This is a genomic window from Pseudomonas sp. BIC9C (assembly GCF_034541995.1).
GTDB classification, from domain to species: domain Bacteria; phylum Pseudomonadota; class Gammaproteobacteria; order Pseudomonadales; family Pseudomonadaceae; genus Aquipseudomonas; species Aquipseudomonas fluorescens_CC.
The window spans coordinates 478,543-493,598 of sequence record NZ_JAWDGM010000006.1 but is presented as its reverse complement, the minus strand read 5'-3'; the positions used below and the strand labels follow the sequence as shown (position 1 = coordinate 493,598).

At 65.0% G+C, this 15,056-nt stretch carries 2 protein-coding genes and 1 pseudogene; all 3 read left to right on the top strand.

The window, feature by feature from the left end; translation table 11 throughout:
- Positions 1–46 precede the first annotated feature (46 nt).
- The 3 genes and pseudogenes from RS887_RS25770 (at position 47) to RS887_RS30660 (ending at position 15,015) form a co-directional block, all read left to right on the top strand.
- Positions 47–736 carry an AMP-binding enzyme gene (locus tag RS887_RS25770; protein WP_323131773.1) on the top strand — a complete coding sequence of 230 codons (690 nt, stop codon included), beginning with the start codon at positions 47–49 and terminating at the stop codon, positions 734–736.
- Positions 697–1,014, top strand: a complete 318-nt coding sequence (locus RS887_RS25765) for a phosphopantetheine-binding protein (protein WP_322617592.1) — start codon at positions 697–699, stop codon at positions 1,012–1,014. The genes RS887_RS25770 and RS887_RS25765 overlap by 40 nt, the downstream gene beginning before the upstream one ends.
- A gap of 52 nt (positions 1,015–1,066) precedes the next feature.
- Positions 1,067–15,015: pseudogene (locus RS887_RS30660) on the top strand (non-ribosomal peptide synthase/polyketide synthase).
- Positions 15,016–15,056 lie beyond the last annotated feature (41 nt).

Here is a 15,056-nt window from a genome sequence, read left to right as displayed (position 1 = left end):
TCGTTGAATACCCAACACGGCCACACCCCTGCCGAATGCGCAACTGGTGAACGAATACGGCCCCACCGAGGCCACGGTCTGGGCCACCTACGAGGTACTGGACCCCAGCCGCGAGCTGAGCATCGGCCGGCCGATTGCCGGCATGGACCTGCGGGTGCTGAACGAACACGGCATCGCCAGCGGCATCGGTGAGCCGGGGGAAATCGTCCTCGCCGGCCCGACCCTGGCTCGGGGTTATCGCAACAAGCCGGAAGAAACCGCCAAGGCCTTCGTCACTTTGGCCTGCGGCACCCGCGCCTACCGCACCGGCGACCTCGCCTGCTGGCTGGCGGACGGGCGCCTGGCGTTCCTCGGTCGCAAGGACCATCAGGTCAAGCTGCGCGGCTACCGCATCGAGCTGGGTGAAATCGAGCGTCAACTGTGCAGCCACAGCGACGTGCGCGAAGCGGCGGTGATCGTTCAGGAACACGCCGCCGGCAAGAGCCTGCTGGCCTACGTGCTGGCGGCTCACGGCTATGCGCCGGACTCGGAGGCGATCAAGCGCTTCCTCGGCGAACGCCTGCCTTCGTACATGGTGCCGGCGCGGGTGTTGACCCTGCCGACCTTCCCGCGCACGCCGAACGGCAAGCTCGACCTGCGCCAGTTGCCCGACCCGACCAGTTCGACGAAAGCGCCTTCGTCGCACCGCGCAACGCCATGGAAACGACCCTGCAAGCCATCGTCGCCAATGTGCTGAAGCTTGAGACCGTGAGCATCACCGAGAACTTCTTCGCCATTGGCGGCGACTCGATTCTCAGTCTGCAAGTGGTGGCCCAGGCCTTTGAGCAAGGTATCGCGCTGTCCGCCAAGCATGTGTTCGAAGGCCAGACCATCGCCGCCATGGCTGAAGTCGCCCAGCCGGTGACGGCGCAAAGCGTGCAAGCGCAGCCCGAGAGCACCGAGTTCAGCGCCTCGGGCCTGTCCGATGAGGAAATGCAGGCGCTGATGGCCGAACTCGACGAAAACGAATTTTGATCGGCCGTGCACCACGCCGCACCGTCGCCCCTTTTTCCGCAGGACGTTTGTGATGACCACCGAAAAGAACAATAGCAATCCGATCGAAGACATCTACCCGCTATCACCGTTGCAGCAAGGAATGCTGTTCCACTCCCTGCTGCACGAAGATTCCGGTGTGTACCTGATGCAGGATCGCTACCGCATCGGCGGAGCCATCGACGAAGTGGCGTTCCTGGAATCATGGCGTCAAGTAGTGGCGCTGCACCCTTCCCTGCGTGCCAGTTTCCAGTGGAAAACCCAGAAGCAACCGGTGCAAGTGATCCACCGCGAGGTCAAGGTGCCCCTCGACACCATCGACCTGCGCGGCCTGGCCCCCCACGAACAGGAAGCGCGGATTCGCACCTTGTTGGCGGACGAACAGAAAACCGGCTTCAACCTGTCGAAGCCGCCGCTGATCCGCTTCCGCCTGGTGCGGCTGGGCGATGAGTCCTACGAGTTCATCCGCAGTTTCCACCACATCCTGATGGACGCCTGGTGCATCTCGCTGGTGACCGTGGACTTCCTCAAGGTCTACGAAGCGCTGTGCAACGACCGCACGCCAGAGCTCAAGGCGCCGCGTCCGTTCCGTGACTACATCCAGTGGCTGCAACGCCAGGACGCGACCAAGGCCGAGCAGTTCTGGCGTGGCCAGTTGCAGGGGCTCAACGCACCAACACCACTGACCGTGGACAACGGCGTGACCCGCGACCGCTACACCGACGCGGTGCTGGTGGACGACCGGCTGATTCACCTGACCGAGCAGGAAACCCAGGCCCTGGCGGCATTCTGCCGCAGCCGCCGCATCACTCAGAACACCTTCTTCCAGGGCGTGTGGTCGCTGCTGCTGTCCCGTTACAGCGGGCAACGGGACGTGCTGTTCGGCGTCACCGTGGCCGGACGTCCGGCTGAATTGACCGGTGTCGCAGAGATGATCGGCCTGTTCATCAACACCCTGCCGTTGCGCGTTTCAGTGGACCCCGAGGCGTCGCTCGGCCAGTGGCTGAGCGCGCTGCAAGGGCTGAACGTCGACATGCGCGACTATGAGCACACGCCGCTGACCGACATTCAGGGCTGGAGCGACTTCCCCCGGGGCGAAACCCTGTTCGACAGCATCCTGGTGTTCGAAAACGCGCCGATCGACGAGCAGATCCTGGAGGGTGGTTTTCAGTTCAGCCTCGATGGCATGGACCACAGCGTACACACCCACTACGGCCTGACCGTGGTGATTCTGCCCGAAGAGCGACTGGGCATTCGCGTGTCCTACGACCGCGAACGTTTCGAAGCGACGACCATCGAGCGCCTGCTCGGTCATTTCGCGACGCTGGTTCGCGGCATGCTCGCCGCGCCGGACGCAACACTGGGCAGCTTCGAATTGCTGGCCAGCGATGAGCGCCAGCAACTGCTGGGCGAATGGGCCGTCAACCCCCACGAATTTCCACTGGAGCAAAACTACACACAGCTGTTCGCCGCACAGGTCGCCCAGCGTGGCGATCAGGTTGCCGCGATCTGCGACGGCGAATCTCTGACCTACAACGAACTGGACCGGCGCGCCACGCGCCTGGCCCACGCCCTGCGCGAAGCCGGTGCCAGCGAGGACCGATTGGTCGCACTGGTTGCCCCTCGTGGCCTGCCGTTGTTGACCATGATGATCGCGGTGTTCAAGGCCGGCGCCGCGATGCTGCCGCTGGAAGTCAATCACCCGCCGGAGCGCCTGCGGGAAATCCTCACCCTGTCTCGCGTACCGCTGTTGGTGGCCAGTGAAGCGTGCAGCGGCTTGCTCGACCGGTTGCTCAGCGGTCTGGACCAAGCGCCGGACGCGCTGCTCGCCGAAGCCTGTTGGCGGACCGGTAACGAGGAGCCGTTGCCGGTGCTCGGTGGCCCGGACAGCTTGGCCTACGTGCTGTTTACCTCGGGTTCGACCGGTACACCCAAAGGCGTGATGATCGAACAACGGGGCATGCTCAATAACATCTTCGGCAAGGTGCCGGCCCTAGGCTTGAACGCCAATGACCGGATTCCGCAAACCGCTTCGGTGGCCTTCGACATTTCCGTGTGGCAATTCCTCGCCGCACCGGTGCTGGGTGCCACCGTGCAGATCCTGCCGGACGAAGTGGCCCATGATCCGCAACGCCTGCTGCAAGTGCTCGCCAGCGACCGCCTGAACGTGCTGGAAATCGTCCCGAGCCTGATGCGCACATTGCTCGCGCTGTGCCCGTGCGACCTGCAACTGCCTGACTTGCGCTGGGTACTGCCCACCGGTGAAGCGCTGCCGCCCACCGTGGCCCGCGACTGGTTCGCGCGCTTCCCCGACATCGCGCTGATGAACGCCTACGGCCCGGCCGAGTGCGCCGACGACGTGGCGTTCCAGCCGATTGTCGAAGCGCCGGATGCCGACGTCAGCCACATGCCCATCGGCCAGCCGACCGCCAACAACCGTTTGTATGTGCTGGACGAATCCCTGCGTCCGGTGCCCGTCGGCGTGGCCGGGGAAATCTGTGTCGGTGGCGTCGGCGTTGGCCGTGGCTACCTGCACGACCCGCAACGCACCGCTGACGCGTTTATCGATCACCCACAACTCGACGGACGCATCTATCGCACCGGCGACCTGGGACGCTGGCGTGCCGATGGGGTGATCGAATACCTCGGCCGCCGCGACCAGCAAGTCAAGCTGCGTGGCCACCGCATCGAACTGACGGAAATCGAACACCGTCTGGCCCAACACCCGAACGTACGCGAAGCCGCCGTGCTGCTGCGGGAAAACAGTGTCGGCGAAGCCTGGCTGGTGGCTTACTGGTCGGCTCACGACGAATCCCTGGGCAGCGATGGCCTGAGCGAGCATCTGCGCGGGCAATTGCCACCGTACATGGTGCCGGCGGCGTTCGTCTGCCTGGAGCGTCTGCCGCTCAATGCCAACGGCAAGGTCGACCGCAAGGCCCTGGCCGCCCAGGAACTGAACTGGCAGGCCGACACCCAGGAAAGCATCGCCCCGCGCAACGAACTGGAAGCAGCCGTTGCCAAGGTCTGGGCCGAAGTGCTGGGCCGCGACAGCGTCGGCGTCGAAGACAACTTCTTCACCCTCGGCGGCCACTCGCTGCTGGCCACGCAGATCGTTGCGCGGCTGCGGGCGCATTTCAAACTCGACCTGCCATTGCGGGTGCTGTTCGAACAACCGACCGTGGCGTTGCTGGCGCTGGCGATTGCCGCGCGCCAGACCGCGGCCACCGCGCCGCAAGCAGCGGCGAACCAGGGGCTGACAGCCCGCCCACGTCCGGCATTGCTGCCGCTGTCGTTCTCGCAACAGCGTTTGTGGTTCATCGAGCAACTGACGCCAGGCACCACGCTGTTCAACATCCCGTTCGCCTTGCACTTGAAAGGTGAACTCGACGTCGCAGCCCTGCACGCCAGCCTCAACGATTTGCTGGCGCGCCATGAAATCCTGCGCACCGGTATCCGCAGCACCGACGGCGTACCCTGCCAGCACATCAGCGATTCGCTGCGCATCGAATTGCCGTTCGATGATTTGTCCGGCCTCGCTGCCACCGCCCGCGAGGGCGCGCAGTTCAACGCCTTGCAGGACACCTTCGAGCAACCTTTCGACCTGACCAATCCGCCTTTGCTGCGCGCGCGCCTGTTACGCCTGGGGCCGGGGGAACACGTGCTGGGCATCGCCCTGCATCACCTGGTGTCGGACGCCTGGTCAGCGACCATCGCCCTGCGCGAACTGGCCCTGGGCTATGAAGCCCGTTGCAACGGCAAAGCGGCTGAGCTGCCGGCCTTGCCGGTGCAGTACGCCGACTTCGCCCTGTGGCAACGAGAGCATCTGCAAGGCGCAGAACTCAAGCGCCAGCTCGATTACTGGACCCAGACACTGGACCGCAGCAACAGCGAAGGCAGTCCTTTGCTGGCCTTGCCGACCGATCTGCCGCGACCTTCGGTGCAGACCTACCGCGCCGGTATCGTGCAGCGCGAACTCAGCGCCGATCTCAGCGCCCGGGTACAAGCCTTTGCCAGCCGGCTCGGCACCACGCCATTCACCGTACTGTTCGCCGGCTTCGCCGTGCTCATGCACCGCTTGAGCGGTGATGCCACGGTACTGATCGGCACGCCGGTCACCCACCGTGAACAACCGGGCACCGAAGGCTTGCTCGGCATTTTGCTGAACAACCTAGCCATCCGCGCCGACTTCGAAGCGCAAGCCGACTTCTCCGCGTTGGTCGGCCAGGTCGCCACGCGTCTGCGCGAAGGCCTGCAGCATCAGGACCTGCCGTTCGAGCAACTGGTGGACAGCCTGCAACTGCCGCGCAGCCTCAGCCATGCGCCGCTGTATCAGGTGATGGTCGCCCAGCAACTGGCCATGGAATCGCGGTTGCGCTTCCCGGGCCTTGAGTTCGAAGTCCTCGACACGCCGCTCAAGCAATCGGAATGCGATCTGGACCTGCACGTGCTGTGCCCGGCCAACGCGCCGATCCAGCTGGAGCTGATGTTCGCCCTGGACCTGTTTGTCGCCGACAGTGCGCGGCAGACCCTCGCCCGCCTCGAACACCTGCTGGAACAAATGCTCGTCGAGCCGCAACGCCCGGTGGCCGCCCTGCCGCTGCTGATGGCGGCGGAATGGCAACGCACCGTGGTCGAGTGGAACCGCACCGACATGGACGTGCCTCAACACCTGACCTTCGCCCAGCTGTTCGAACAGCAGGCCGAGCGCACCCCGGACCGCGATGCCCTGTGCTTCGAAGGCCAGAGCTTGAGCTACGGCGAACTCAATCGCCGGGCCAACCAGGTCGCGCATTACCTGCGCAGTCGTGGCGTGGTCGCCAATCGTCCGGTGGCGTTGTGCGTCGAGCGTTCGCTGGAGCTGCTGGTCGGCCTGCTGGGCATTCTCAAGTCCGGTGGCGCCTATGTGCCGCTCGATCCGACTTACCCGGTGGATCGCCTGGCCTACATGCTCGAAGACGCGCAACCGGCGCTGTTCCTCGGCCAGCAAGGGCTGCTGGAGCAGTTGGGCGCCGACCTGCCACGCCTGCGCCTGGACACCGACGCCGCGCTGTTCGCCGATCAGCCGGACAACAACCTCGCGCCACTCGCCGGGCCCGACGACCTGGCGTACATCATGTACACCTCTGGCTCGACCGGTAAGCCCAAGGGCACCCTGGTCACCAACGGATCGGTGGTCAACCTGGCCTGGGCGCGCATTCATGGCTTGTACCGTCGCTACACCGACCAGCCGATGCGCACCAGTTTCAACTACTCGTTCGCGTTCGACAGTTCGGTGGCAGAACTCATCCTGCTGCTCGACGGCCACAGCCTTTACCTGACCCCGGAAGAAGTGCGCTACGACCCCGAGGCCCTGGCGCGGTTCTTCCGCGACACCCGCCTGGACGCGTTCGAATGCACCCCTGCGCAGCTCAAGGCTTTGCTGGAAAGTGACGGCGTGCGCCGTGGCGAGGTGTACCTGCCGCGCTTCGTGCTGTTCGGTGGCGACGCCGTGGACGCGCAACTCTGGCAGCGCCTGCCGTCGATTGCCGGCAGCCGCTTCTTCAACACCTACGGCCCGACCGAATGCACCGTGGACGCCACCGGCTGCGCGGTGGACGACTTCCCGGCGCGCCCGATCATCGGCCGGCCCATCGCCAACGTACGCACCTATGTGCTCGACGCGTGGCTGAACCCGATGCCGGTGGGCGTTCCGGGCGAGCTGCACATCGGCGGCGCGGGCGTGACCCTGGGCTACCTCAACCGCACCGAACAGACCGCGAGAGTGTTCATCGACGACCCGTTCTCGCCGCTGCCCGGCGCGCGCATGTACAAATCCGGCGACCTGGTGCGCTGGATGCCCGACGGCCAGCTGGAATACCTGGGACGCATGGACCATCAGGTGAAAATCCGTGGTTTCCGCGTCGAGCTGGGGAAATTGAAGCCCTGATCGGCGCCCAGCCCGGCGTGCGTCAGTCGGTGGTGCTGGCCCGTGAAGACGTGCCCGGCGACAAGCGACTGGTGGCTTACGTCACCTGCGACGGCCAGGCCGACGTCAACGCGTGGCGCAAAACCCTCGGTGCCGCCCTGCCCGACTACATGGTGCCGTCGGCGTTCGTGGTGCTCGATGAGTTGCCGCTGACCGACAACGGCAAGCTCAATCGCAAGGCCCTGCCGGCGCCGGACATCCAGGCCGAACCGGACGCCCAGGACCCGCCACGTACGCTGGCCGAACAACAACTCGCTGTGCTGTGGTCCGAACTGCTCAACGTGCCGCTGACACAGATCGGTCGCGACAGTCACTTCTTCTACCTCGGCGGTCACTCGCTGTTGGCGGCGGTGCTGTTTGCCCGCCTGCGTCAACAGTTCGCCATGGTTCCGGCACTGCGTGCAGTGTTCGAACACCCGACGCTCGAAGCCCTGGCCGCATTGCTCGGCGAGCCGCTGCAAGCGCCGGCCGCGACCTGGACAGCAGCGGCACGTCCGACCCGCCTGCCGCTGTCTTTCGAACAGCAACGCCTGTGGTTCCTCGAACAACTGAGTGCCGGTGGCGGTGAGTACAACGTGGTCAGCGCCGTGCAGTTCGACGGTGAGCTGAACGTGTCGGCCTTGCAGGCGGCCCTGAACGCGGTGGTAGCGCGGCATGAAATCCTGCGCAGCCGCATCGTGCGCGAAGCCGATGGTGAACTGGCGCTGGTCATCGAACCGCAGGCCCTCATCCCGCTGCGCGTGGCAACACTGCACGCCAACAGCGCCGAGGCCTGGGAGCAACTGGGCGTTGAGGCGACCCACTCCGAAACCGGGTACCGTTTCGACCTCGCGACTCAGCTAACGATTCGCGCCACGCTGATTCAACGCAGCGGCCACGCCCAAGCGCTGTTGCTGCTGAACGTGCACCACTGCGCCACCGATGACGCGTCCAGCCAGAACCTGCTGGATGAGCTGGCGCGCTTCTATACCGCCCATTGCCAAGGCAGCGTTGCCGAGTTACCGAACCTGGCCCTTCAATACCCGGATTACGCGCTCTGGCAGCGTGAACCAGGCCAGCAGGCACTGTTTCGCGAGCAGCTCGACTACTGGCGCACGCAACTGGAGGATGGCGACTACCTGCTGGACCTGCCAACCGAACAGGCTCGTCCGAATCAGCTCGATCCGGTCGCCGGTGCCGTGCAATTGCAACTGCCGCAGGAACTGGCTGGACGCTTGCGTCAGTTCGCCCAACAACGCGGCGCCACCCTGTACATGCTGATGCTCGGCGCCGCCCAGTTGTTGCTGGGACGTTATGCCAACCAGCGCGACGTGCGTTTCGGCAGCCCGGTCGCACAGCGCCCGCTGGCCGAGTTGCAGCCGCTGATCGGTTGTTTTGTCAACACCGTGGTGATGCGTACCGACCTCGATCCGACACTGGATTTCGAAGGCTTGCTGAGCCAGGTGCGCAACCGCGTGCTGGACGCACAGCAACATCAGGATGTGCCGTTCGATCAGGTGGTTGAAACCCTCAACCCTGCGCGCAGCCTCGGCCAGACGCCGCTGTTCCAGGTGTTGTTCGTGATGCAGAACGCCGACGCCTCGGCCAGCCAGTGGCCGCAATTGCAGGTGCAAGAACGGGCAGTGACAGCGCAGTCCACCAAGTACGACCTGAACTGGGAAGTGCATGACGGTGAAGTACTGTCGGTGCTGCTGGAATACCGCGCCGCGCTGTTCAGTGAAACCACGGTCAAGCGTTGGCTGGCCCAATGGCAACAGCTGCTGGAAGCCATGCTCGACGCTCCGCAGACCCGTCTCGCCGACTGGTCACCATTGACGGCGACCGAGCGCAAACAGCAACTGATCGAGTGGAACGCCACCGAACGCCACTACCCCGGCCCGGCCAACCTGCACACGGCCCTGAGCCAACAGGCTGCCCTGAGCCCCAACGCCCCGGCGCTGGTATTCGAAGGCCAACGCCTGAGTTACGCCCAGCTGGATCAACTCGCGCAACAGGTGGCTCGTGCACTGCGCGCCGCTGGTGTCGGTCGCGAGTCCATCGTCCCTGTGTGCATGGAGCGCTCCGTGGAGATGGTCGTCGCCCTGCTCGGCATCGTGCATGCCGGCGCGGCGTGGTTGCCGCTGGATCCGGAATTGCCGGCAGCGCGTCTGGCGTTCCTCATTGAAGACGCTGATGCCCAAGTCACCCTGACCCAGCCACAGTGGCTGGCGAAACTGCCGGCCGGGCACAGCGCCTGGACCCTCGACACCTTGCCACAGGCGCCCGCGGGCGAACCGCTGAGCGTTGAACCGGGTGACCTGGCCTACGTGCTCTACACCTCCGGTTCCACTGGCCAACCCAAGGGCGTGATGAACGAACACGGCGCCTTGATGAACCGCCTCTACTGGATGCAGGACGCCTTCCCTATTGGTCCGAACGACCGTGTGTTGCAGAAGACGCCGTACAGCTTCGACGTGTCGGTGTGGGAGTTCTTCTGGCCGCTGATCACCGGCGCCACGCTGGTCATCGCCCGTCCGGACGGCCATCGCGATCCGGCTTATCTGAGCCAGTTGATCCGCCAGGAACAGGTCACCACCCTGCACTTCGTGCCGTCGATGCTGCGCGCCTTTGTCGAAGAGCCGACTCTGGCCGACTGCGTTAGCTTGCGTCAGGTATTCGCCAGCGGCGAAGCGTTGCCGGCGGATCTGGTGAGACGCTTCATGGGCCAACACCCGGCGGTGCTGGTCAACCTGTACGGTCCGACCGAAGCGGCGATTGACGTTTCCGTGTGGCGTTGCTCGGTCGATAACGTGATCGTGCCGATTGGCAAACCCATCGCCAACCTGCGCCTGTACATCCTCGACGAAGCCATGCAGCCGCTGCCCATCGGCAGTATCGGCGAACTGTACATCGGTGGCGTCGGCGTCGCTCGCGGCTATCTGAAGCGTGCGGACCTGACCGAGGAACGTTTCCTCGTCAGCCCGTTCATTGACGGTGATCGCCTGTACCGCACCGGCGACCGTTGCCGCTTCCTCGCCGATGGCAACATCGAATACCTCGGCCGTCTCGACCATCAGGTGAAACTGCGTGGGCAGCGGATCGAGCTGGGGGAAATCGATGCTGAGTTGCTGAGCCAACCGGGCGTGCGCGATGCGGCCACGCTGCTACTGGATCAACGACTGGTGAGTTTCTGGTGTGGTGACGCCGAGGAAGCCGCATTGCGCGCCGCTTTGGTCGACAGCCTGCCGTCGCACATGGTCCCTGGCCTGCTGGTGCAAATCGACAGCCTGCCGCTCAACAGCAACGGCAAGCTCGACCGCAAGGCGCTGGCCGCCACGGCATTGCCGCAAACCGCCAGCGACCAACCGCGCACGGCGCCGCGCAACGCCACTGAAACCGTGCTCTGCGAATTGTTCAGCGAGCTATTGGAATGCTCGTCGGTGGGGATTGAGGATCACTTCTTCCAGCTCGGCGGTCATTCCTTGCTGGCCACCCGTCTGGTCGCCCGTGTACGTGAACGCCTCGGCGCGACGTTGCCGCTGGCACTGGTATTCGCCCAACCGACAGTGGCGGCTTTGGCCGATCATCTGCGCGCAGCGGCTAACACCTACGATCACTTGGGCGAACTGATTACCGCTCAACCGCGTCCGGCAGCATTGCCGTTGGGTCTGGCACAGCGACGGTTCTGGATGCTCAGCCGTCTGGTGCCGGATTCGCGCGAGTATCACATGCCGTTTGCCCTGACCTTGCGTGGCGAGATTCAGGTTCAAGCCTTGCGCGAGGCGTTCGAGCAAGTCAGCGAGCGTCACCTGGTGCTGCGCAGCCGCATTGTCGAAATCGACGGCGAACCGCAGCTGCTGATCGACGATCAGGGCCCGGCGCTGGCGGTCACTTCAGTCACCCAACATGACTGGACCACGGCCTGCTCCGATGCCGAAACCGCCTTGATGGCACCGTTCGATCTGGCGGCCGCCGCACCGTGGCGCGCACAGCTGCTGCAACGTCAGGACAGCGACGAAAGCCGCTTGCTGGTGTGCCTGCACCACAGCGCCACCGACGGCTGGGCGATGCAGTTGCTGATCGACGAACTGGCCCAGGCCTACACCGCCGCCCTGCGTGGCCAAGTACCTGCATGGACGGTACTGGACATCGACTATGTCGATTTCGCCCTGTGGCAACAGCACCCGGACACTCAAGCCCGGCGCAACGAAAGCCTGGACTACTGGAAAAACCATCTGGGCCAGGACGACTACCAGCTCGACCTGCCGCTGGACCATCCTCGGGTTGCCGAAGCGGACCGTCGCGCCGGGCAACTGACCGTCAGCCTCGGCCGCACGCGTGCCGAAGCCATCCGCCAGTTCGCCCGCCAACGCGGCACCACGGCCTATGTGGTACTGGCCAGTGCCCTGAGTGCCCTGCTCGCCCGCTACAGCGGCCAGCGCGACATTCGTCTCGGCACCCCGGCCGACCAGCGCGACCAACCGCAAACCCAGGCGCTGCTGGCCTGCTTGGTGAACACGCTGGTAATCCGTAGCGACGTTGATCAACAAGCCCCGGCCGAGCAATTGCTCGCTGGCCTCGAAGCCAACCTGCGCGCCGCCCAGGCCCATGCCGACCTGCCGTTCGCCACGCTGGTGGGTGCTGTGGCCCAACGTCGCGACCTGAACCGCACGCCGCTGTTCCAGGTGATGTTCTCGCTTAACCACGGGCGCATGGACAGCAGCCAGTGGCCGGGCCTGAGCATCGAAGAACAAACGCTGCCGGTGATCGACGCCAAGTTCGAACAGAGTTGGGAAGTCCAGGACGATGGCAGTGACATGACCCTCGCCCTCGAATACCAATCGGCACTGTTTGACCAATCGACGATGCAGCGCTGGAGCACGCAATGGTGCGCCTTGCTGGATGCGCTGGTGGCAGCGCCGCAGCGGCCGCTGGTCGAGCTGTTCCCGCAACAGCAGGATCAGCAGCAGCTGGATCGCTGGAACGCCACCGAGCGCCTCTATTCCGGCCCAACCAACCTGCACACGGCCCTGACCCAACAGGCCGCCCTGAGCCCTAACGCCCCGGCGCTGGTGTTCGAAGGCCAGCGCCTGAGCTACGCCGAACTGGATCAGCGCGCACAACAGGTCACTCGTGCCCTGCGCGCCGCCGGTATTGGTCGCGAGTCCATCGTCCCTGTGTGCATGGAGCGCTCCGTGGAAATGGTCGTCGCCCTGCTCGGCATTGTGCATGCCGGCGCGGCGTGGTTGCCGCTGGACCCGGAATTGCCAGCAGCGCGTCTGGCGTTCCTCATCGAGGATGCCGATGCCCAAATCACCCTGACCCAGCCACAGTGGCTGGCGAAATTGCCGGCCGGGCACAGCGCCTGGACCCTCGACGCCTTGCCACAGGCGCCAGCGGCGGAACCGCTGACCGTCGAAGCAAGCGATCTAGCCTACGTGCTCTACACCTCCGGCTCCACCGGCCAGCCCAAAGGCGTGATGAACGAACACGGCGCCCTGATGAACCGCATCCACTGGATGCAGGACGCCTTCCCCATCGGCCCGAACGACCGCGTGTTGCAGAAAACGCCGTACAGCTTCGACGTGTCGGTGTGGGAATTCTTCTGGCCGCTGATCACCGGCGCCACGCTGGTCGTCGCCCGTCCGGACGGCCACCGCGACCCGGCTTATCTGAGCCAGTTGATCCGCCAGGAACAGGTCACCACCCTGCACTTCGTGCCGTCGATGCTGCGCGCCTTTGTCGAGGAACCGACGCTGGCCGACTGCGTTAGCCTGCGCCAGGTCTTCGCCAGCGGCGAAGCGCTGCCGGCGGATCTGGTGCGGCGTTTCATGGGCCAACACCCGGCGGCGCTGGTCAACCTGTACGGCCCGACCGAAGCGGCCATCGACGTCTCGGTGTGGCGTTGCTCGGTCAATGATGTGATCGTGCCGATTGGCAAACCGATCGCCAACCTGCGTATGTACATCCTCGACGAAGCCATGCAGCTGTTGCCAATCGGCAGTATCGGCGAGCTGTACATCGGCGGTGTCGGTGTCGCTCGCGGCTACTTGAAACGGGCGGACTTGACCGAGGAACGTTTCCTCGCCAGCCCGTTCATCGACGGTGATCGCCTGTACCGCACCGGCGACCGTTGCCGCTTCCTCGCCGACGGCAACATCGAATACCTCGGCCGTCTCGACCATCAGGTAAAACTGCGCGGGCAGCGGATCGAGCTGGGGGAAATCGATGCGGCCCTGCTGAACCAGCCTGCCATCACTGGCGCCTGCACCCTGGTGATCGACAACCGACTGGTGGCGTTCTACAGCGCCAGTGCGCCGCAATCGGAGCTGGGCGCAGTGCTCTCCGCCGAATTACCGGCCTACATGATCCCGGCGGTGTGGGTCGAAGTACCGGCCCTGCCGCTGACCACCAACGGCAAGATCGACCGCAAGGCCCTGGCGGCCCTGTCATTGCCACAGACGCAGGAAGACCGCGTTGCACCGCGCAATGAGCTGGAAGCGCTGCTCTGCCAGCTGTTCGGCGAACTGCTCGGCGAAGCGTTGACCGGTGGCCGTGAAGTCGGCACCTCGGACAGTTTCTTCGCGTTGGGCGGTGATTCGATCCTCGGCCTGAAGCTGATTTCGCGACTGCGTGAACAGGGTTATTCGCTCACGCCAAAAGACCTGTTCCGCTCGCCGACCCCGGCAGCGTTGGCGCAGGTGGCCAGTCCTTTGTTGACCTTGGCCGAACAGGGCGACGTGACCGGTGCCATGCCGCTGATGCCGTTGCATCAATGGTTCTTCGACCAACAGCAACCGCAAGCCGCGTACTGGAACCAGTCGGTGCTGGCCGACAGCGACCGTCGTCTGGACGCAACACTCGTGCAGGCTACGCTGGATCGTCTGGTGGCCCATCACGACGCCTTGCGCCTGCGCTTCACCGAAGTGGACGGTCAATGGCAGGCGCACATCGCGCCGGTTGCGCCAGCTTCATTGACGTGCTGCGACAAGCCGGAGCAACTGCAGCAAGTCGCGCAAAGCCTGGACCTGCAACACGGCCCGCTGTTCGCCGCCGCCCTTTTGGAAGGTGAACCACAGCGCCTGTACCTGGTGGCGCATCACCTGGTGGTCGACGCCGTGTCCTGGACACCGTTGCTGGAAGATTTCCAGCAGCTGTACCTAGGGCTGGAGCGCGGCGAGACGCCAAGTCTGCCGGCGAAAACCACGTCCTACCGACAATGGGCCGAGCACATGCACGCCTACGCCGCCAAGGTCAGCGCCGAACAGCGCTACTGGAACACCCAGACAGCGGTGAACGCCGCGCCCGTGGCCACAGTCGCCGAACGGCAGACCCTGTCGGCCCGTTGGGATGCCACCCGCACTCACCAATGGCTGACCGAGTCCCACGCGGCCTACCGCACGCAACCGGAAGAGCTGCTGATCGCCGCCCTCGCCGCGACCCTGGCGCAAGCCGAAAGCCGTGCCGACATCGTCGTCGATCTGGAGCGCCACGGTCGCGATGCGCCGTTCGAAGGCCTGGACGTCAGCCGCACCGTTGGCTGGTTCACCACCCTGTACCCGCTGCGCGTGAATTCCAGCGGCGCCCCCGGCGACCGGGTGCGCAACGCCAAGGAAGCCTCGCGCGCCGTACCGGGCCAGGGCCTCGGTCACGGGCTGCTGCGCCAGCGTGGCGCGTTGCCGCCAAGCCGTGGTGACGTGCTGTTCAACTACCTGGGACATGAACAGGCACCCGAGGGCTGGTTGCGCGCCAGCCACCTGACGCCACCGTCGGAAGTGGCCTTGGCCAACCGGGTGAACCATGGTCGTGAAGTGGTGGCCTGGCTGGAAGACGGCGAGTTGCGCATCGAGTGGCACAGCGTCACGCCGACTGCCGACAGCCGATTGCCGGCTCGTCTTCTGGAGCACCTGCAAGCACTGGTCGAACATTGCCTCGACCCGCAGGCCGGAACCCTGATGCCATCGGACTTCCCGCTGGCCAAAGGCATGAACCAGGCGACCCTCGACACCCTGCTCAAGCGACTGGGGCCGAAGAAGTGAGCCCCGTCATCGCCCTGTACCTGACTTCGGAGTGCGCCGTT

Coding starts and splice junctions, on each gene's coding strand:
- RS887_RS25765 (WP_322617592.1), top strand. CDS start 697: ATGGAAACGACCCTGCAAGCCATCGTCGCCAATGTGCTGAAGCTTGAG.